This window comes from Streptomyces sp. NPDC030862 (assembly GCF_055571835.1).
Map to the genome: position 1 here is coordinate 149,656 of NZ_JBVIEN010000003.1, position 17,402 is coordinate 167,057.

Consider the following 17,402-nt stretch of genomic DNA (forward strand, 5'->3'; position numbering starts at 1 on the left):
ATGAATATGCGACCGGCTCAACCTGCCGCCCTCGCCCTACTATCGGCACGCCATGACAGCAGCAGGGAAGCACCAGGTGAGCCGGGCACAGACCCGGGGAAGCCGGCAGGGTCGAGCGGGCATCCGGGACGTGGCCGCCGCAGCCGGGGTCTCCATCACGACTGTCTCCGACGCGCTCAACGGCAAGGGCCGGCTCCCGGACGCCACCCGCCGCCATGTCCGCGAGGTCGCCGACCGACTGGGCTACCGCCCGTCCGCCGCGGCCCGCACGCTCCGTACCGGCAAGTCCGGCCTCATCGGCCTGACCGTGACGACCTACGGGGATGAACCTTTCACCTTCACCGAATTCGCGTACTTCGCCGAGATGGCCAGGGCCGCCACCTCCGCCGCGCTCGCCCGCGGCTACGCCCTGGTCATCCTGCCCGCCACCTCCCGCCATGACGTCTGGTCGAACGTCGCCCTCGACGGCACCGTCGTCATCGACCCCTCCGACCACGACCCGGTCGTCACCGAGCTCGTCCGCCAGGGCCTGCCCGTCGTCTCCGACGGCCGCCCGGCCGGCACCCTCCCGGTGACCGCCTGGGTCGACAACGACCACGAAGCCGCCGTCCTCGACCTGCTCGACCACCTCGCCGCCGCCGGCGCCCGCCGGATCGGTCTGCTCACCGGCACCAGCACCGACACCTACACCCGCCTCTCCACCACCGCGTACCTCAACTGGTGCGAGCGGGTCGGACAGGACCCGGTCTACGAGGCGTACCCGGCCCACGACCCGTGCGCCGGCGCCGTCGCGGCCGACCGGCTGCTCGCCCGCCCGGACCGCCCGGACGCCGTCTACGGCCTCTTCGACCCCAACGGCACCGACCTGCTCGCGGCAGCGCGGCGCTACGGGCTGCGCGTCCCCGACGACCTGCTCCTGGTGTGCTGCAGCGAGTCCACCGTGTACGCCGCCACCCAGCCGCCCATCACCACGCTCTCTCTCAAGCCCCGCCGGATCGGCACCGCGGTCGTCCAGCTCCTCATCGACGCCATCGAGGGCATCGACTCCGACCGGCCGGTCGAACAGGTCATACCGACCGAGCTGATCGTGCGGACGTCGTCCCAGCGGCGCTCCACCCGTACGACCGTCAGCCCTCCCCGATCGCCCTCCCAGGAGTGACAGCGGACCCGCCCCGCGTTCTGACCAGGGGCAGATCTTCCCAATTGGGGCGAAACAGCCAGTAGCCCAGGGGTGGACCCGGATTCACCACCCCTGGTGCGTCACACAGCTGGGGCCTCATTCCTATGATGGGCGGACGACACCGCGGGCCGCCCCGACCAGGCCGGTCTGCCAGGTGTAGGGCGTCGCGACGGTGGTGGAGGGGTCGATGACTCAGGGGGCCGGTCAAGGACCCGTGGTGCGGACGGCGACGTTGCGTGACTTCCGCGTACCGCCGTACGCGCAGGTACCGGTGCAGGGTCACGCCGGGCACCCCGGCAACGCGTTCCCGGAGGGGGAGTTCCCGGAGGGGTACACGCCCACCGAGCGCGACCTCCCGGTGATCAACAGAGGCGACACCGTGCAGGTCGCCACCGCCCCGCCGCCGGCTCCGGCACCCCTCACCGAGCACGCCCCCGCCCCCGTACCGGGCCCCGGCCCGCTCTACGTGGTCGGGGACGTCCACGGGTACCTCGACGAGCTGGTCGCCGCCCTGCGCGAGCAGGGCCTCATCGACGCCGACGGGCACTGGGCCGCGGGCAACGCCCGCCTCTGGTTCCTCGGCGACTTCACCGACCGGGGCCCCGACGGGATCGGCGTCATCGACCTCGTCATGCGGCTCTCCGCCGAGGCCGCGGCGGCCGGCGGCTACTGCAAGGCCCTGATGGGCAACCACGAGCTGCTGCTGATCGGCGCCAAGCGGTTCGGTGACACCCCGGTCAACTCCGGCGCGGGCACCGCCACCTTCCAGGCCGCCTGGCTCCTCAACGGCGGCCAGAAGAGCGACATGGACCGGCTCCAGGACGTCCACCTGCAGTGGATGTCCCGGCTGGACGCGATCGTCGAGGAGGACGGCCATCTGCTGCTCCACTCCGACACCACCGCCTACCTGGAGTACGGCTCCACCATCGAGGACGTCAACGACACCGTCCACGAGATCCTCACCCGCAACGACGCGGACGAGTGCTGGGACCTGTTCCGCAAGCTCACCAAGCGCTTCGCCTTCCGTGACGAGGGCGGCCCTCTGGCCGTACGCGAGTTGCTGGCGGCCTACGGTGGACAACGCGTCGTGCACGGCCACAGCCCGATCCCGTACCTGCTCGGGGAAGTGGGTTCCGAGGACGGCGAGGACGGCGGCGGCCCGTCCGTCGAGGGGCCGCACGTGTACGCGGACGGGCTCGCGATCGCCATGGACGGCGGTGTGACCATGGCCGGAAAGCTACTGGTCGTCCAACTCCCCTTGTACAACTGAGCCCTGACTCGTCCCGAGCCGGTCAGGCGATTTCCGGAATTCCTCTGTCACCCCCTGCCATAACCGCTCTACCATCGGGTTATCCGTAGCAGGCTCTCCTCCGTTTCCGCCAAATGCCCGTTCTACGCGGGCAAACCGGCCCTACGGAGCATCGGGGGATGCACATGAACAGCGCTCCGCACCTGCTGACCGAGGACCGCTCCGAATACGAGCGCCTCCTCGACGAGGCACTGCGCAACGCGCAGGAACGTCCGGAACTCGCCGCGATCGGGCAGCGGCTCAACGCCGAACAGCTGCGCACCATGGCCCTGAACGCGACGGCGCTCATCACCGGGGCCGCCGCCGCCGAGTACGACCACTTCGTGAAGGTGCGCGAGGAGTCGCGCAAGCCCACGCGCCTGTCCGCCCTCGACTCCGTGCTGTCCGGCTCCGACGACGGGACGGTGAGCGGCCCGGGCGCCGGGCTCGGCGTCGTCGTCACCGTGCTCGCACCGGTGCTCGCCGGCACCGCCGCGCTCATCTTCCTGCTCGTCGGCTATCTGCTCATGGCCCTCGACCCGGCACCGTCCTTCGCGAAGCCGCTGCTCACCGCCGGGTGGTTCTTCGCCGGCGTGACGGCTCTGAGCATCCTGGCCGCCGCCATCGGCCTGCTCATCGCCGCCCTGCGCAACAGCTCGACGCAGGTGCCCGCCCAGGAGCCCGGCGGTGAACTGCCGGACGAGATAGCGCGGGCACGCGAGGCCTGGCGGCATGCGCTGCTGGAGCGGGGCATCGTCCCGTTCCTGCGCGACGCCCTGGTCGATCCGAGCGCCGATCCGACCTCCGGCGTCCCGCCGCGGCCGCTCGGGCGCCTCCCGAAGGTCGGCTACAGCGGGCCGGACTTCTCCAGCCCGGGCGAGGGCGGTTCGGCGTCCCGGCCGGCCTTCACCAGCCCGGACTTCACCAGCCCCGACTTCGCCGGTCCGGAGTTCGGGAGCCGGGACTTCGGGAGCCGGGACTACGGCGGCCCCGAGCACCGGTCGGAATGACCGGTGCTTCGGGGCGCGTGTTTCACGTGAAACATCCGTTCGGCACCGCGAGAGCGGATGGCCGCCGGGTCAGTCCGCCAGCGGCAGGTAGACCCGGTTTCCGGCAGCGGCGAACTCCGCGGACTTCTCCGCCATCCCGGCCTCGATCTCGTCCTGCTTGAGATCACCGCCGTGCTCCCGCCGGATGTCCTGCGAGATCTTCATCGAGCAGAACTTCGGACCGCACATGGAGCAGAAGTGCGCGGTCTTCGCCGGCTCCGCGGGCAGCGTCTCGTCGTGGAACTCCCGAGCGGTGTCCGGGTCGAGAGCCAGGTTGAACTGGTCCTCCCACCGGAACTCGAACCGCGCGTCCGACAGCGCGTCGTCCCACTCCTGTGCACCCGGGTGCCCCTTGGCCAGGTCCGCCGCGTGCGCAGCGATCTTGTACGTGATGACACCGGTCTTCACGTCGTCCCGGTTCGGCAGGCCGAGGTGCTCCTTCGGCGTGACGTAGCAGAGCATCGCGGTGCCCCACCAGGCGATCATCGCCGCGCCGATACCGGAGGTGATGTGGTCGTAGGCCGGGGCCACATCCGTGGTGAGCGGGCCGAGCGTGTAGAACGGCGCCTCCTCGCAGATCTCCTGCTGGAGGTCGATGTTCTCCTTGATCTTGTGCATCGGGACGTGGCCCGGGCCCTCGATCATCGTCTGCACGTTGTGCCGCTTGGCGATCTGGTTCAACTCGCCGAGCGTACGCAGCTCCGCGAACTGCGCCTCGTCGTTGGCGTCCGCGATCGAACCGGGCCGCAGACCGTCGCCGAGCGAGTACGTCACGTCGTACGCGGCGAGGATCTCGCAGAGCTCCTCGAAGTTCTCGTACAGGAACGACTCCTTGTGGTGCGCCAGGCACCACGCGGCCATGATCGAGCCGCCCCGGGAGACGATGCCGGTCTTGCGGCGCGCCGTCAGCGGCACGTAGCGCAGGAGCACACCGGCGTGGACCGTCATGTAGTCGACGCCCTGCTCGGCCTGCTCGATGACCGTGTCCTTGTAGATCTCCCAGGTGAGCTCCTCGGCCCTGCCGTCGACCTTCTCCAGCGCCTGGTAGAGCGGCACGGTGCCGATCGGCACGGGCGAGTTGCGCAGCACCCACTCGCGGGTGGTGTGGATGTTGCGGCCGGTGGAGAGGTCCATGACCGTGTCGGCGCCCCAGCGGGTCGCCCAGGTCATCTTCTCCACCTCCTCCTCGATGGACGAGGTGACCGCGGAGTTGCCGATGTTGGCGTTGACCTTCACCAGGAACCGCTTGCCGATGATCATCGGCTCGATCTCCGGGTGGTTGACGTTCGCCGGCAGCACCGCGCGGCCCGCCGCGATCTCCTCGCGGACGACCTCCGGGGAGACGTTCTCGCGCAGCGCGACGTACTCCATCTCCGGCGTGATCTCACCGCGGCGCGCGTACGCGAGCTGCGTCACCGCCTGTCCGTCGCGGCCCCGGCGGGGCTGGCGCGGACGGCCCGGGAAGACGGCGTCGAGGTTGCGCAGCCCGCCGCGCGGCGAGGTGTGCTTGATCCCGTCGTCCTCGGGGCGGACCGGGCGACCGGCGTACTCCTCGGTGTCGCCGCGCCCGATGATCCAGTTCTCCCGCAGCGGCGGCAGGCCGCGGCGTACGTCGGTCTCGACATTCGGATCGGTGTACGGCCCTGACGTGTCGTACAGCGTCACGTCCTTGCCGTTGGTGAGGTGCACCTTGCGGACCGGCACACGGAGGTCGGGGCGCGAGCCCTCGAGGTACCCCTTGTGCCATCCGATGGACTTCCCGGCCTCGTCGTTCTGGTTCGAGGCAGGCGTGCGTGCGTCCTGAACGGTCATCGTGACCTACTCCCTACGCCGGCATTACCCGGTAACAGGTTCGGCGGTCGACGCAGCGGCTCCCGTACGTCTCGTACGGAGATCAGCGCCCTCTCAGCCCGGTGCTCCGAGCTCCCGCGTGTGCAAAGGTGTCACCACGCTAGCGTCCTTGCGGCCGCGCTGAACAGAGGGGGCCCCACGTTCTTGCGATGATCGGTCCGTGACTTCCTCGCACGAGACTCCCGAGCCGGACCGGCACGCACTCGGTCATGCGCACGGCCATGCGCACAGCCACGGCCCCGCCGCGCCGGTCTCCCGGCATCTGCGCAAGGTCATCGCGGCCGTACTGATCCCCTTCGCCACGGCGGTCGTCGTCGGACTGGCCATCCTGTGGCCGGGCGGCGCCCCGGCGCACGAGCGCACCGGCGTGGGCTTCGACCGGCAGACCGAGCAGGGCACGGTCGTCCGCGTCGAGCGGGTGGACTGCAAGGACGTGAACGCCGCCCAGGTCCCGCCGACCGGCGACACGACGACGCCCCAGGGGCGCGAGGCGGTCAACGCTCAGCAGGGCAAGTGCGCGAAGGCGACGGTCGAGGTCACCACGGGCAAGGACAAGGGCCGCAGGTTCGTGGAGGTGGTCCAGCCCGACTCGCCCCGCCAACTCGACGAAGGCCAGGGCGTCGTGGTGGCGTTCGCACCCGACGCACCCCGCGATCTGCAGTACTCCGTCACGGACGTGGACCGCAGGATCCCGGTGGCGCTCCTCGCCGGCGTCTTCGCGCTGGCGGTGGTGGCCGTCGGCCGGATGCGCGGCCTGATGGCGCTGACCGCCCTCGCCCTGAGCTTCCTCGTCCTGACGCTCTTCATCCTCCCGGCGATCCTGCAGGGGTCCAACCCGCTGGTCGTGGCGGTGGTGGGGTCGAGTGCGATCATGCTGATGGCGCTCTACCTGTGCCATGGCCTGACCGCCCGTACGTCGGTGGCGGTGCTGGGCACGCTCATCTCGCTACTGCTGATCGGCCTGCTCGGCTCCGCCTTCATCGGCTGGGCGTCGCTCACCGGCAACACCGACGACTACACCGGCCTGATCCACGGGCTCTACCCGAACATCGACATGTCCGGTCTGCTGCTGGCCGGCGTGATCATCGGCTCGCTCGGTGTGCTGGACGATGTGACGGTGACCCAGACGTCGGCCGTGTGGGAGCTGCACCAGGCCGACCCGAAGATGGGCCCACGGGCGCTGTACCGGGCCGGCATCCGCATCGGCCGCGACCACATCGCCTCGGTGGTCAACACGCTGGTGCTGGCCTACGCGGGCGCGGCACTCCCGCTGCTGCTGCTCTTCTCCATCGCGGAGAGCAGCGTGGGAACGGTCGCCAACAGCGAGATCGTGGCCCAGGAGATCGTACGGACGCTGGTCGGCTCGATCGGGCTGGTCGCCTCGGTACCGGTCACCACCGCGCTGGCCGCACTCGTCGTCTCCGCCGACCGGCCGGGCGCCACCGGAGTGCCCGGTCCCGCCGCCGCGACGGCGACGGCGGGACGGGGCGGCCGGGGCCGACGGCGCAAGAGGTGACGGGTTCCGGGAGGTGGCCGACCCGGAGGCTCAGCCGGCGTTCTCCTCGGCGAGGATCCGGCCGAGCGCATCCTCCAGGTCCTGCTCGAAATCACCGAGCGTGAGCTCCTGGCCCAGCGGCACCAGCTTGTCGGTGCGGTCCAGGAACGCCACCAACGGCGGCGCGCTCGCCCGGAACAGCGCCCGGTCGGCGCCGACCTGCAGGCGGATGCTGACGTCCGACAGGTCCTCCGGCCCGGTCGGCGCGATGTGCACATCGCCCTCGCCGCTCGGCGCGTTGATCCCGTCCAGCAGCAGTTCCCGGCCGAACGTCCAGGTCACCGGCGCGTCTCCGGGCAGGTGGAAGGTCATCCGGACCGCGAAGGGATCCTTTGTCTCGTAGCCGAGCTCGACCGGAATCCTGAAGCAGAGCTCCTCGGAAACGATGAAACTCATCAGGACCTCGGCCTGAACGGACTCGCGCATCATGTACCCCGCAGTGGATGAAGCAGTGGTGAACAACGCCCTCTTGGTTTAATCGTCATCGTCCGGGAGGGACTGGAGGATCACAAGGAGTGAGTTTTCAGGTACTGCGGGCGACTCGATCTTGCTGCGACGATTCTGCACAGCCGCGCCGCGTCGCCGAGGAAGGAAGGCTGCCACTCTAGTGGCAGCCTTCTGCGGGGGTGAGGTTTCGCGGGGACCGTTCCCCCGCCCGGGCTAACGCCCGTTCTGGTGGCCGGAAACGTGACGGGGCGCTGTGAAGACCCCCGCCGTCACCACTCGTCGCGGGACGACGAGGACGACGTGAACTTCCGTACGACGTAGATCAGTCCGCCGACGAGCGCGACGAAGACCAGCACCTTGAACAGCAGCCCGACCAGCATCATGACCGCGCTCGTGATCAGACCACCGAAGACCAGCACCGCGATGAGGGGTATGGCAACCCACTTCACCCACCACGGCAGCCCCGCCAGAAGCTCCTTCACCGCCATCGTCCCTGCCTCGTCTCTCTGCGCCGCCGGATCTGTGGACCTTGACGTCTTCGATGCTAGGCGCGCGCAGGCGGCCGGCGGGGACTCCGCACCCCTCGCTCTTCCCTGATCGTTCCCCTAGGGAGTCAGCTCTCGGGGGGAGAGAACACCACCAGGACCCGCAGGTCCTCGGTGATGTGGTGGAACTTGTGCGCCACGCCGGCCGGGACGTACACCACGCTGCCCCGCCCCACCTGTGTCGTCTCCAGCCCCACCGTGATCGACGCCCGGCCGCTGACGATGACGTACACCTCGTCCTCGTTGTGCGGCTTCTGCGGGTCGAGGTCGCCGGCGTCGAGCGCGTACAGGCCGACCGACATGTTCCGCTCGCGCAGGAACTGCAGATACGCGCCGTCGTTGGCGGCGCGTTCCGCCTCCAGCTCGTCCAGTCGGAATGCCTTCATCGCCCGTCCCGCCCCTGCGCTCGCTTTGGTCCTGTCTGCCACGATCAGACACATGATGAATTTCGTAGTCAAGACGATCGCGAACGCGGCCGCCCTGGCGGTGGCGATCTGGCTGCTCCAGGACATCACGCTCACCGGTGACAGCACCGGCAAGAAGACGCTGACGCTGGTCCTGGTCGCCCTGGTATTCGGCGTGGTGAACTTCCTCGTCAAGCCGGTGGTGAAGCTGCTCACACTGCCGCTGTTCATCCTCACGCTCGGCCTGTTCACGCTGGTCGTGAACGCGCTGATGCTGCTGCTCACGTCCTGGCTCGCCGACGAGCTCGACCTGAGCTTCCACGTCGAGGGCTTCTGGACCGCCGTCCTGGGCGGCCTGATCATCTCGATCGTGTCGTGGGCCCTCAACGTCATCCTTCCCGACGGCAGGGACTGATGGACGACACCCGCCACGGAGAGGGCACCAGAGCGGTACGGGCCGGTCTGCCCGAACCGCGGAAGTACGAGCCCACCCTGCCCGGTCCGGTGTTCGCCGCCCACTACCACCTCCCGGGCGAGCCGACCGGCCCGTACACGTACGGGCGGGACGAGAACCCGACATGGTCGCGGCTGGAGCGGGCCATCGGGGAACTGGAGGCGCCCGAGGACCCGGACGGCGTCGAGACCGTGACCTTCGCCTCCGGCATGGCGGCCATCTCGGCGGTGTTGTTCTCGCAGCTCAAGGCCGGAGACGCGGTCGCCCTGCCGGCCGACGGCTACCAGGCGCTGCCCCTGGTGCGCGAGCAGCTGGAGGCGTACGGGGTCGAGGTACGCACCGCGCCGACCGGCGGTGACGGGCAGCTGACCGTCCTGGAGGGCGCGCGGCTGCTGTGGATCGAGACGCCGTCCAACCCGGGCCTGGACGTGTGCGACGTCCGGCGGCTGGTGCGGGCGGCGCACGCCGGGGGCGCGCTCGTCGCGGTCGACAACACCCTCGCCACCCCGCTCGGGCAGCGCCCGCTGGAGCTCGGCGCGGACTTCTCCGTGGCCAGCGACACCAAGGGCATGACCGGCCATGGCGACATCCTGCTCGGCCACGTCACCTGCCGCGACGCACGGCTGGCCGCCTCGGTACGACGCTGGCGCAAGATCGTCGGAGCGATTCCGGGCCCCATGGAGGCCTGGCTCGCGCACCGTTCCCTGGCCACGCTGGCGCTGCGCGTCGACCGCCAGTGCGCGAACGCGCTGGCACTCGCCGAGGCCCTGGACGGCCGCGACGACGTCACCGGACTGCGCTACCCCGGGCTGCCGGGGGACCCCTCCCACCCGGTGGCTGCGGGTCAGATGAGGCGCTATGGGTCGGTCGTCTCCTTCGTCCTGCCCGACCAGGCGTGGGCCGAGCGCTTCCTCGACGCGCTACGGCTCGTGGACGACGCCACCAGCTTCGGTGGCGTGCGCTCCACGGCGGAGCGCCGCGCGCGATGGGGCGGGGACGCGGTGCCGGAGGGCTTCGTCCGCTTCTCCGTCGGCGCCGAGGACACCCGCGACCTGGTGGCGGATGTGCTGCGGGCGCTGGACGAGGCGGCGTCGGCTCAGCCGGGATGACCAGGGACGGTACGCGGAAAGGGCGGCCCGAGCCTCCCCCCTCGTGGCTCGGACCGCCCCGCTTGACGCGCGGAGATTCCGCGTGAACAAGGCTAGTTGACTCAGCGTCAGTGTCCAATCACAGTAGCGACAGCGACCTATCGACTTATTTATAGTTGGACGGTCCTGAGGAGCCGTCAGGCAAGCGCTGTCCTGCCGACGCGCCGGGAAGGTGGGAGGGGTCGGGCATGGACCTTGCCCTGCTGCGCACGTTCGTCGCGGTGCACCGGGCCGGCTCCTTCACTCGCGCCGCCGCCCTGCTGGGTCTCTCCCAGCCTGCCGTCACGAGCCAGATCCGCACCCTGGAGCGGCAGCTGGGGCGTCCGCTGTTCCTGCGCCAGGCCCGCGGGGTCACGCCCACCACCATCGGCGACGAGCTCGCCCACCGGGCGGCCCCGCACCTGGACGCACTGGTCGAGATCGTGGAGACGGGGCTCGACGAACAGACCGGCGTCCGCACGCTCCACCTCGCCGGGCCGCCGGAGTTCACCGCCGTACGCGCCCTGCCCGCCCTCACACCACTGATCTCGCAAGGGCTCACGCTGCGGACGTCCCTGGCCGGGGCCACGGAGGAGCTCCTGGAAGGGCTGGCCGCCGGGCACCACGACCTCGCCCTCACCACGGCCCGGCCCCGCGGCGGCCTGCTCACCGCCACCCCCCTCTGCGACGAGGAGCACGTGCTGGTCGCCTCCCCGCGCTGGGCCGCCCGGCTCGGGCCCGGCGTCCTGCTCCGCAAGGGCGCGGTGGTCCTGGAGCAACTGCCGGTGGTCGAGGTCCACGAATCGCTGCCGTTCGTCACCCGCTACTGGGCCGCGGTCTTCGACTCCAAGCCGGCCGCCGCGGCCACCGTCATCGCCCCGGACCTGCGCGCCGTCCTGGAGTCGGCCGCCTCGGGCGCGGGACTCGCCGTACTGCCCCGCTATCTGTGCGAGGACGACCTGGAGCGGGGCCGGCTGGTTGCGCTGCTCGACCCGCCCGTGCCGCCGCTGCGTACGTACTTCCTCGTCGTGCGCACCGGCACGCTGGGCCTGCCGTACATCGCGCGAGCGCACGAGTCGCTGCTGCGGGCCGCCGCCGACTGGTGACGAAGGAGTTTCAGGAGGTCCGATGCGGGCCATTTTGAAGCCATGACCGAACGTCCAGTGGTCAAGCGCACCGCACGCGCCATCCTCCTCGACGGCGACGACCTGATCCTGATCAAGCGTACGAAGCCCGGTATGGATCCGTACTGGCTGACGCCGGGCGGCGGAGTCGAGCCGGATGACGCCACGGTCGTCGACGCGCTGCACCGAGAGGTCCACGAGGAGCTCGGCGCCAAGATCACCGATGTGGTGCCCTGCTTCGTCGACACCGTCGAGCACATCGTCGACGGCGGTGTCTCGGGCGTGAAGGTGCAGCACTTCTTCGTCTGCCGGCTGGAGTCCATGGACCCGGCCCAGCGGCACGGCCCCGAGGTGGACGAGCCGCAGGGCGAGTACGAGGTCGTACGGGTGCCCTTCAGCCGCGTCGGGATCGCCGCCGTCCACCTCGTACCGCTGTCGCTGCGGCACTACCTGGACGGCAACATCGAGGGCGTGCGCGCCATGCACGCCCCCGACCTGGGGTAACCGGGCCCCGTCGATCAGCCCGCCGCGGCGACCAGCTCCTCGAGGGAGTCGTGCCGGATGCGCTCGTACGGCATACCGACGCCCCGCAGCGCGTCGACGCCGCTGCGGATCATGCCGGGCGGTCCGGAGAGGTACGCGTCGTACTCGTTCCACGGCCCGTACTCGCGCACCATGTCGGGCAGCTGCGTCTTGCCGTCGATGACGGCGCGTACCTCCAGCCACGGGTGCGACTGCTGGAGCCGCAGCATCGTGTCGATCTCGTACAGGTCGTGGTCGGAGCGAGCGCCGTAGAAGACCTCGACGGGGCGTCGTGCACCGTGCTCGGCGACGTCCTCGACCAGCGCCTTGATGGGCGCGATGCCCGTGCCGCCGCCCACGCAGAGCAGGCCGCTGTCGGTGGTGTGGTCGACGGTCATCGAGCCGGCGGGCGGGCCCAGGCGCAGGACGTCACCGGGGCGGGCGTGCTGGACCAGCGCGTTGGACACCCAGCCGGCGGGGACGGCCTTGACGTGGAAGGTGAGCAGGCCGTCCGGGCGCGGGGCGGAGGCGAACGAGTAGTTCCGCCAGATCCGGGGCCACCACGGCGTCTCGACGCTCGTGTACTGCCCGGCGAGGAAGGGGTACGGCTGGTCGGGGCGAACCGTGATGACCGCGATGTCCGGCGTTCTCAGATCGTGCGAGACCACCTCGGCGTGCCACCAGGCGGGGGCGTGCTTCTCGTTCTCGGCGGCGGCGTCGATCATGATCTGGGAGATGGTGGTGTACGTACGGACCCAGGCGGCCTCGGTCTCGTCGTCCCAGGTCGTCGTCGCGTACCGGCTCAGCGCACCGAGGAGGGCCTCGCCGACGGCCGGGTAGTGCGACGCCTCGGTGCCGTACTTGCGGTGGCCGCGGCCCAGGTGCTGGAGGTAGTCGGTCAGCACGCCGGGGTCGTCCATGTGCTCGGCGGCGGTCAGCAGCGCCTTGAGGAGCCGGTCGCGCTGGGCGTCCATGGCGGCGGGGAAGAGGGACCGCAGCTCGGGGTGGCGCGTGAAGAGCAGGGCGTAGAAGTACGAGGTGACCTTGTCGGCCACGGGACCCACCTCGGCGAGCGTGCGCCGTACGCGTCGGGCGTCGGGAGAGCCGGTCTCCGGGGCTTCGGGCCGGGGGGCTTCAGACGGGGCGCCCTCGGGCGCCTGGGAACTGGTCTCGGGCGCTGCGGCGGGTCCTGCGGTGGGTGCTGCCGCGGCCGCGGCGGACTCCGGCGCCGGGTGATCCTCGGCGGCGGGGTGCTCGGCGGCACGGTCCTGACCCGGCCAGTCCCCGGGAGCGGCGGGCTCGTCGGCCGGGTGCCCGGTGGGCGGGGGTGTGCGGGTCGCGCTGTCGCGCACCATCCGTATCGACGTCAGAGGGCGGCGGGGGGCGCCTATTCGTTCCTGGGCCGCCCCCTCCTCCCGTCGCGGCTCGGCGTCGGAAGTGGCCGGGCCGACCGTGACGGGTTTGCGCGGCGTGAACCAGCCGCTGCCTCCGCCGCTGTCACCGGAAGTGGCGTTGTCGGCCGACGTGGTGGTCGGAGCGTCCATAGAGTGCCTCGCCTCGAACATCTTTCGGTCGGTGTCCGGACTTCCATGGGCCCGGAACGTGGCTCACATACCCGCTCTGCCCGTGTCATCTCATCGCTGCCCGCCGCCACAGTAGCCTCGGCGCGCTACGGGCTTGGATGAGCGTCATCCTTTGTGACGTTGACCGCAGCCGGTTTGTCGCAGCATGGCACCAGTCACCGGTTCGCCGGAGTGAGTGTGGAAAGCCCGGATTTTCGCACCCGCTTCCCGTTAGGCTTCTTTGCCTCCATGTCCTGCCGACCGGATCTCCGCGTCGGACATGGAATCACCGAATGCAACACACTCGTCCAGCTCCACCTCCAACTCTGCACAGAGCTGGTGCCTGATCTTCACGTCTGCGAGGGGCACGAACGATGTTTCACGTGAAACCGCCCGCGAGCACGTCCTCCCGGCCCGGGTAGCGCCCGGGCCGGGAGGACGGAGGCGAAGGAAACCGCCCGACGTCTCACACGACCGCCGTCTTGCTGGCCGGCTCCTGGGTCGTCGCACCGGCGACGACTCGACTGGTGCGGCGGCCGGCCCGGCGCTCCAGGGCGCTGGAGAGGACGGCCAGAGCGAGCGCGGAGGCGGCGAGCACGGCGCCGACCCAGTTCGGAGCGGTGAAGCCGAAGCCGGCCGCGATCACGATGCCGCCGAGCCAGGCGGAAAGCGCGTTGCCGAGGTTGAAAGCGCCGATGTTGACGGCGGAGGCGAGGGTGGGCGCGCCGGAGGCCTGGTCCAGGACCCTCTTCTGCAGCGGCGGTACGGTCGCGAAGCCGAGGGCTCCGATCAGGAAGATCGTGACCGCGGCGGCGATCTGCTGGTGTGCGGTCACCGTGAAGAGGGCGAGCACCAGGGCGAGGGCGCCCAGCGACCCGTACAGCAGCGGCATGAGCGCCCGGTCGGCCAGCCTGCCGCCGATCAGGTTGCCGCCGACCATGCCGAGGCCGAACAGGACGAGCAGCCAGGTGACGGAGGACTCCGCGAAACCGGCGGCCTCGGTCATCATCGGCGTGATGTAGGTGATCGCGGCGAAGACGCCACCGAAGCCGAGCACGGTCATCGCCATGGCGAGCAGCACCTGCACGTTGCGGAACGCCGCGAGCTCATGGCGCAGCCTTACGCCTTCGGGCTTGGGCTGTTCGGGCACCAGCTTGGCGACGCCCAGCAGGCCGAGCACGCCGAGGGCGGCGACGACGAAGAAGGTCGCCCGCCAGCCGACCGTCTGGCCGATGAACGTGCCGGCCGGTACGCCGACGACATTGGCCACGGTCAGACCGGTGAACATCATCGCGATCGCGCCGGCCTTCTTCTCCGGGGCGACCAGGTCGGCCGCGACGACCGAGCCGATGCCGAAGAAGGCGCCATGGGCGAGCGAGGCGACGACCCGGCCGAGGAGCATCAGGCCGAAGGCGGGCGCGATGGCGGACAGGAGATTGCCGACGATGAAGAGTCCCATCAGCAGCATCAGCATGCGTTTGCGGGAGACCCGGGTGCCCAGGACGGTCATCACCGGGGCACCGAGGACGACGCCGAGGGCGTAGCCGGTGACGAGGTAACCGGCTGTAGGAATCGACACTCCGTAGTCACCGGCGACCTGGGGCAGCAATCCCATGATCACAAACTCAGTGGTTCCGATACCGAACGCCCCGATGGCCAGGGCGAGGAGCGCTAGCGGCATGGGTTCTGCCTCCAAGACGATTGCGTGTGCGCCTTACGAGCGTCGACAATAATTGCAGACGCTGTTTAATTGCAAGCGCGGGCTATTGCAATCGTCGTCTATCCTGGTGGGCAAGCCGCTCCGGGACGGAGGAGAGACCCCATGACAGCGACAGACCCGGCCCTTACCGCCCTCTCGCAGGGCTGGTGCGCACTCTCTCTCCTGCACGGGAAGATCGAGGCCCATATCGAGCGGGCGCTCGAGGGACAGCACGGCCTGAGCGTGCGTGAGTACTCCCTGCTCGATGTCCTCAGCCGCCAGCACAACGGTCCGGGCGGCCACCTCCAGATGAAGCAGGTGGCCGACGCCGTCGTCCTGAGCCAGAGCGCGACCACCCGCCTGGTCACGCGCCTTGAGGACCGCGGCCTGCTCACGCGTTATCTGTGTGACACCGACCGGCGGGGCATCTACACGGACGTCACGCCGGCCGGCCTGGCCCTCCTCGAGAAGGCCCGGCCCACCAACGACGCCGCACTGCGCGAGGCGCTCGACGAGGCCGCGAAGAACCCGGACCTCGCCCCCCTCGTCAAGGCCGTGGAAGAGCTGCGCGCTCCCGCCGCCCTCCCCTAGCGTGCGAGCCATGAGCGATCTTCACATCAGGCCCGCACGCTCCGCCGATCTCCCCGCGATCGTGGCAATGCTCGCCGACGACCCCCTGGGGGCCCAGCGCGAATCGCCCGACGACCTCTCCCCTTACGCAGCCGCCTTCGAGCGGCTGTCCAGCGATCCCAACCAGCAGCTGGTCGTCGCCGTACGCGACGACCATGTGGTCGGAACCCTGCAGCTGACGATCATCCCGGGGCTTTCTCTGCGCGGCTCCACCCGGTCGGTCATCGAGGGAGTACGGATACACGCCGACGAGCGGGGCCATGGACTCGGCACACAGCTCATCGAGTGGGCCGTCGAGGAATCACGGCGCCAGAACGTCCAACTGGTCCAGTTGACGTCCAATGCCTCGCGCACCGATGCCCATCGCTTCTACGAGCGGCTCGGCTTCACGGCATCGCACGTCGGATTCAAGATGGCCCTCTAGAGAGCCGCTCCTGTGTTTCACGTGAAACACAGGAGCGGAGCCTCACAGGCCACGCCAGCCGGCCTCGTCCACGCCACCGGGCACGGCGTCGCTGGCCTCGTACGGCTCCCGAGTGAACACGAACGACCCCAGGTCGAGATGGCTCACCGATCCGTCCTGCCGCCGCACCACCCGCAGCGTCTCTCCCGCGTAGTAGCCGTCGAGGCCGATCCAGGTGGACTCGCTCTCCGCCCGGAAGCGCGACGCGCGCCCTTGACCCCGCAGCGGGCGCAGATCCACTCCCCCGCCGGCCACCACCGCCAGACCGTAGGCGTACGTCCCCCAGTACCAAGGGCCGGTCAGCTCCAGCAGCGCCGGATCGACGTCGGGCAGCGGCCGCCACGGCTCGGGGATGCGCGGCTCGGCCTCCGCCACGATCCGTACGAGATCGGCGGCGACGGCGCCTGGCAACAGTCCGGAGGTGGCGTTGGCGAGCACCACGGCCGCCAGTCCGTCCGCCACGCTCACCCACAGCCCGGCGAGGAAACCGGGCAGTGAGCCGCTGTGCCCGATGAGCGTGCGGCCGTCCCTGCGGACCAGCTGCAGTCCGAGGCCGTACCCGCTGTCCCAGTCGCCGCTCTCCGGCGGCGCGGCAGGCGTGCGCATCTCCCGTACCGACTCCGCGCGCAGCACGCGGTCGTCGCCCTCGGCGAGAAAGACCGCGAACCGGCAGAGGTCACCGGCCGTCGACCAGAGCTGCCCGGCCGGCGCCATCAGTCCGAGGTCCTCCACCGGTTCCGGCAGCATGACGTCCGCCCAGGGATGCACCGCCCAGCCGCCGGCGTGCGGGGTGACGGGCTGCGTGCTCGTACGGTGCAGCCCCAACGGCTCCAGGATCTCCGTGCGCAGCGCCTCTTCCCACGGCACCCCGCGCACTGCCGCCACGAGTGATCCGAGGAGCGTGTAGCCGGTGTTGGAGTAGTGGTGCCGTCGGCCCGCCGGGTGCAGAAGCGGACGCTCTCCCAGCACGTCGGCGAGGTCCGGCCGCAGCGTTCCCGGCGTCCGCTCCCACCAGGGGGCGGGTGACTCGGCGGCGAGTCCTGCGGTGTGACCGAGCAGCTGAGCGATCGTCACCTCACCCACTCCCGTACCCGGCAGGTGCTTCTCCAGCGGGTCCGCCAGGTCGAGCAGCCCCTCATCCCGCAGCCTCAGCACCAGCACGGCCGTGAACGTCTTGGTGATGGAGCCCACGCGGTACTGCGTATCGGCGTCCGGCGCATCCCCGTCCACACAGCTGCGCGAGCCCGTCCACACCACCTCGCCGTCCCGGACGACGGCGCCGACGAGGGAGGGCGTACGGCCCTCGGCCTGGGCGGTGGCCACCCGGTGCAGGAGGGCCCGTTCGGTGCTGGGCAGCAGAGCTTCGAAGGTTGAGGTCATGCCCCAGGTGTATCGGCCGGGGCCGCGGGGCGTCGACCGGCTTTCCGTCCCCCGGAAAATCCCCATCTCGGATAAAGCTTGACCTTGACACGATGACAGGCCCTTCACTGCTTGCCGAGGAG

Annotated in this window: 17 protein-coding genes; 10 read left to right on the plus strand and 7 right to left on the minus strand. The window is 70.3% G+C overall.

Going from position 1 to position 17,402, the window contains the following annotated elements; all coding sequences use genetic code 11:
* Positions 1 to 52: 52 nt before the first annotated feature.
* From ACZ42X_RS08865 to ACZ42X_RS08875, 3 genes are all read left to right on the plus strand, one after another.
* On the plus strand, positions 53 to 1,159 hold the full coding sequence (locus ACZ42X_RS08865) for a LacI family DNA-binding transcriptional regulator (protein WP_468285971.1): 1,107 nt from the start codon (positions 53 to 55) through the stop codon (positions 1,157 to 1,159).
* A 193-nt stretch (positions 1,160 to 1,352) separates the two neighbouring features.
* Positions 1,353 to 2,450: a metallophosphoesterase gene (locus ACZ42X_RS08870; RefSeq protein ID WP_468285974.1), complete on the plus strand. Its 1,098-nt coding sequence runs from the start codon at positions 1,353 to 1,355 to the stop codon at positions 2,448 to 2,450.
* A gap of 158 nt (positions 2,451 to 2,608) precedes the next feature.
* Complete coding sequence (locus ACZ42X_RS08875) at positions 2,609 to 3,478, plus strand: hypothetical protein (RefSeq protein ID WP_468285977.1); 870 nt, start codon at positions 2,609 to 2,611, stop codon at positions 3,476 to 3,478.
* A 69-nt stretch (positions 3,479 to 3,547) separates the two neighbouring features.
* Here ACZ42X_RS08875 and thiC read toward each other — a convergent pair whose 3' ends face one another.
* On the minus strand, positions 3,548 to 5,329 hold the full coding sequence (gene thiC, locus ACZ42X_RS08880) for a phosphomethylpyrimidine synthase ThiC (RefSeq protein WP_468285980.1): 1,782 nt from the start codon (positions 5,327 to 5,329) through the stop codon (positions 3,548 to 3,550).
* Between the two features lie 199 nt (positions 5,330 to 5,528).
* Here thiC and ACZ42X_RS08885 point away from each other — a divergent pair, with 199 nt between their 5' ends.
* A complete protein-coding gene (locus ACZ42X_RS08885; RefSeq protein ID WP_468285982.1) occupies positions 5,529 to 6,884 on the plus strand; it encodes a YibE/F family protein in 1,356 nt (451 codons plus the stop codon).
* A gap of 30 nt (positions 6,885 to 6,914) precedes the next feature.
* Here the strand turns inward: ACZ42X_RS08885 and ACZ42X_RS08890 are convergent, their stop codons facing one another.
* The 3 genes from ACZ42X_RS08890 to ACZ42X_RS08900 form a co-directional block, all read right to left on the minus strand.
* Positions 6,915 to 7,349: an SsgA family sporulation/cell division regulator gene (locus ACZ42X_RS08890; RefSeq protein WP_361424341.1), complete on the minus strand. Its 435-nt coding sequence runs from the start codon at positions 7,347 to 7,349 to the stop codon at positions 6,915 to 6,917.
* A 290-nt stretch (positions 7,350 to 7,639) separates the two neighbouring features.
* On the minus strand, positions 7,640 to 7,858 hold the full coding sequence (locus tag ACZ42X_RS08895; protein WP_468285984.1) for a DUF5326 family protein: 219 nt from the start codon (positions 7,856 to 7,858) through the stop codon (positions 7,640 to 7,642).
* A 125-nt stretch (positions 7,859 to 7,983) separates the two neighbouring features.
* The gene (locus ACZ42X_RS08900) at positions 7,984 to 8,301 is read right to left on the minus strand and encodes a cupin domain-containing protein (RefSeq protein WP_468285987.1); all 318 of its coding nucleotides are present in this window, start codon (positions 8,299 to 8,301) and stop codon (positions 7,984 to 7,986) included.
* Between the two features lie 52 nt (positions 8,302 to 8,353).
* Between ACZ42X_RS08900 and ACZ42X_RS08905 the strand changes: the two genes are divergently transcribed.
* The 4 genes from ACZ42X_RS08905 to ACZ42X_RS08920 all read left to right on the plus strand — a co-directional run bounded on the left by ACZ42X_RS08905 (position 8,354) and on the right by ACZ42X_RS08920 (position 11,528).
* Positions 8,354 to 8,734: a phage holin family protein gene (locus ACZ42X_RS08905; protein WP_403548044.1), complete on the plus strand. Its 381-nt coding sequence runs from the start codon at positions 8,354 to 8,356 to the stop codon at positions 8,732 to 8,734.
* Positions 8,734 to 9,882, plus strand: coding sequence for a cystathionine gamma-lyase (locus tag ACZ42X_RS08910; protein ID WP_468285990.1), 1,149 nt, complete (start codon positions 8,734 to 8,736; stop codon positions 9,880 to 9,882). Before ACZ42X_RS08905 ends, ACZ42X_RS08910 begins: the two co-directional genes overlap by 1 nt.
* 227 nt (positions 9,883 to 10,109) lie before the next feature.
* Positions 10,110 to 11,006, plus strand: a complete 897-nt coding sequence (locus ACZ42X_RS08915) for a LysR family transcriptional regulator (protein WP_361424105.1) — start codon at positions 10,110 to 10,112, stop codon at positions 11,004 to 11,006.
* A gap of 42 nt (positions 11,007 to 11,048) precedes the next feature.
* Positions 11,049 to 11,528: an NUDIX domain-containing protein gene (locus tag ACZ42X_RS08920; protein WP_468285993.1), complete on the plus strand. Its 480-nt coding sequence runs from the start codon at positions 11,049 to 11,051 to the stop codon at positions 11,526 to 11,528.
* Between the two features lie 14 nt (positions 11,529 to 11,542).
* Here ACZ42X_RS08920 and ACZ42X_RS08925 read toward each other — a convergent pair whose 3' ends face one another.
* Positions 11,543 to 13,090, minus strand: coding sequence for a globin domain-containing protein (locus ACZ42X_RS08925; RefSeq protein ID WP_468285995.1), 1,548 nt, complete (start codon positions 13,088 to 13,090; stop codon positions 11,543 to 11,545).
* A 484-nt stretch (positions 13,091 to 13,574) separates the two neighbouring features.
* The gene (locus ACZ42X_RS08930; protein ID WP_468285997.1) at positions 13,575 to 14,789 is read right to left on the minus strand and encodes an MFS transporter; all 1,215 of its coding nucleotides are present in this window, start codon (positions 14,787 to 14,789) and stop codon (positions 13,575 to 13,577) included.
* A gap of 141 nt (positions 14,790 to 14,930) precedes the next feature.
* Here ACZ42X_RS08930 and ACZ42X_RS08935 point away from each other — a divergent pair, with 141 nt between their 5' ends.
* Positions 14,931 to 15,398, plus strand: coding sequence for a MarR family winged helix-turn-helix transcriptional regulator (locus ACZ42X_RS08935; RefSeq protein ID WP_468285999.1), 468 nt, complete (start codon positions 14,931 to 14,933; stop codon positions 15,396 to 15,398).
* 10 nt (positions 15,399 to 15,408) lie between these two features.
* Positions 15,409 to 15,861 (plus strand): GNAT family N-acetyltransferase, encoded by a 453-nt coding sequence (locus ACZ42X_RS08940; RefSeq protein ID WP_468286002.1) that lies wholly within the window; start codon positions 15,409 to 15,411, stop codon positions 15,859 to 15,861.
* A gap of 42 nt (positions 15,862 to 15,903) precedes the next feature.
* Here the strand turns inward: ACZ42X_RS08940 and ACZ42X_RS08945 are convergent, their stop codons facing one another.
* Complete coding sequence (locus tag ACZ42X_RS08945; protein WP_468286005.1) at positions 15,904 to 17,280, minus strand: serine hydrolase domain-containing protein; 1,377 nt, start codon at positions 17,278 to 17,280, stop codon at positions 15,904 to 15,906.
* Positions 17,281 to 17,402 lie beyond the last annotated feature (122 nt).

What these genes read in the sequence shown, in the direction of transcription:
- ACZ42X_RS08865 (WP_468285971.1), top strand. Translation starts at nt 53, where the DNA reads ATGACAGCAGCAGGGAAGCACCAGGTGAGCCGGGCACAGACCCGGGGA.
- ACZ42X_RS08875 (WP_468285977.1), top strand. Translation starts at nt 2,609, where the DNA reads ATGCACATGAACAGCGCTCCGCACCTGCTGACCGAGGACCGCTCCGAA.
- thiC (WP_468285980.1), bottom strand. Translation starts at nt 5,329, where the DNA reads ATGACCGTTCAGGACGCACGCACGCCTGCCTCGAACCAGAACGACGAG.
- ACZ42X_RS08890 (WP_361424341.1), bottom strand. Translation starts at nt 7,349, where the DNA reads ATGCGCGAGTCCGTTCAGGCCGAGGTCCTGATGAGTTTCATCGTTTCC.
- ACZ42X_RS08895 (WP_468285984.1), bottom strand. Translation starts at nt 7,858, where the DNA reads ATGGCGGTGAAGGAGCTTCTGGCGGGGCTGCCGTGGTGGGTGAAGTGG.
- ACZ42X_RS08900 (WP_468285987.1), bottom strand. Translation starts at nt 8,301, where the DNA reads ATGAAGGCATTCCGACTGGACGAGCTGGAGGCGGAACGCGCCGCCAAC.
- ACZ42X_RS08905 (WP_403548044.1), top strand. Translation starts at nt 8,354, where the DNA reads ATGATGAATTTCGTAGTCAAGACGATCGCGAACGCGGCCGCCCTGGCG.
- ACZ42X_RS08910 (WP_468285990.1), top strand. Translation starts at nt 8,734, where the DNA reads ATGGACGACACCCGCCACGGAGAGGGCACCAGAGCGGTACGGGCCGGT.
- ACZ42X_RS08915 (WP_361424105.1), top strand. Translation starts at nt 10,110, where the DNA reads ATGGACCTTGCCCTGCTGCGCACGTTCGTCGCGGTGCACCGGGCCGGC.
- ACZ42X_RS08920 (WP_468285993.1), top strand. Translation starts at nt 11,049, where the DNA reads ATGACCGAACGTCCAGTGGTCAAGCGCACCGCACGCGCCATCCTCCTC.
- ACZ42X_RS08925 (WP_468285995.1), bottom strand. Translation starts at nt 13,090, where the DNA reads ATGGACGCTCCGACCACCACGTCGGCCGACAACGCCACTTCCGGTGAC.
- ACZ42X_RS08930 (WP_468285997.1), bottom strand. Translation starts at nt 14,789, where the DNA reads ATGCCGCTAGCGCTCCTCGCCCTGGCCATCGGGGCGTTCGGTATCGGA.
- ACZ42X_RS08935 (WP_468285999.1), top strand. Translation starts at nt 14,931, where the DNA reads ATGACAGCGACAGACCCGGCCCTTACCGCCCTCTCGCAGGGCTGGTGC.
- ACZ42X_RS08940 (WP_468286002.1), top strand. Translation starts at nt 15,409, where the DNA reads ATGAGCGATCTTCACATCAGGCCCGCACGCTCCGCCGATCTCCCCGCG.
- ACZ42X_RS08945 (WP_468286005.1), bottom strand. Translation starts at nt 17,280, where the DNA reads ATGACCTCAACCTTCGAAGCTCTGCTGCCCAGCACCGAACGGGCCCTC.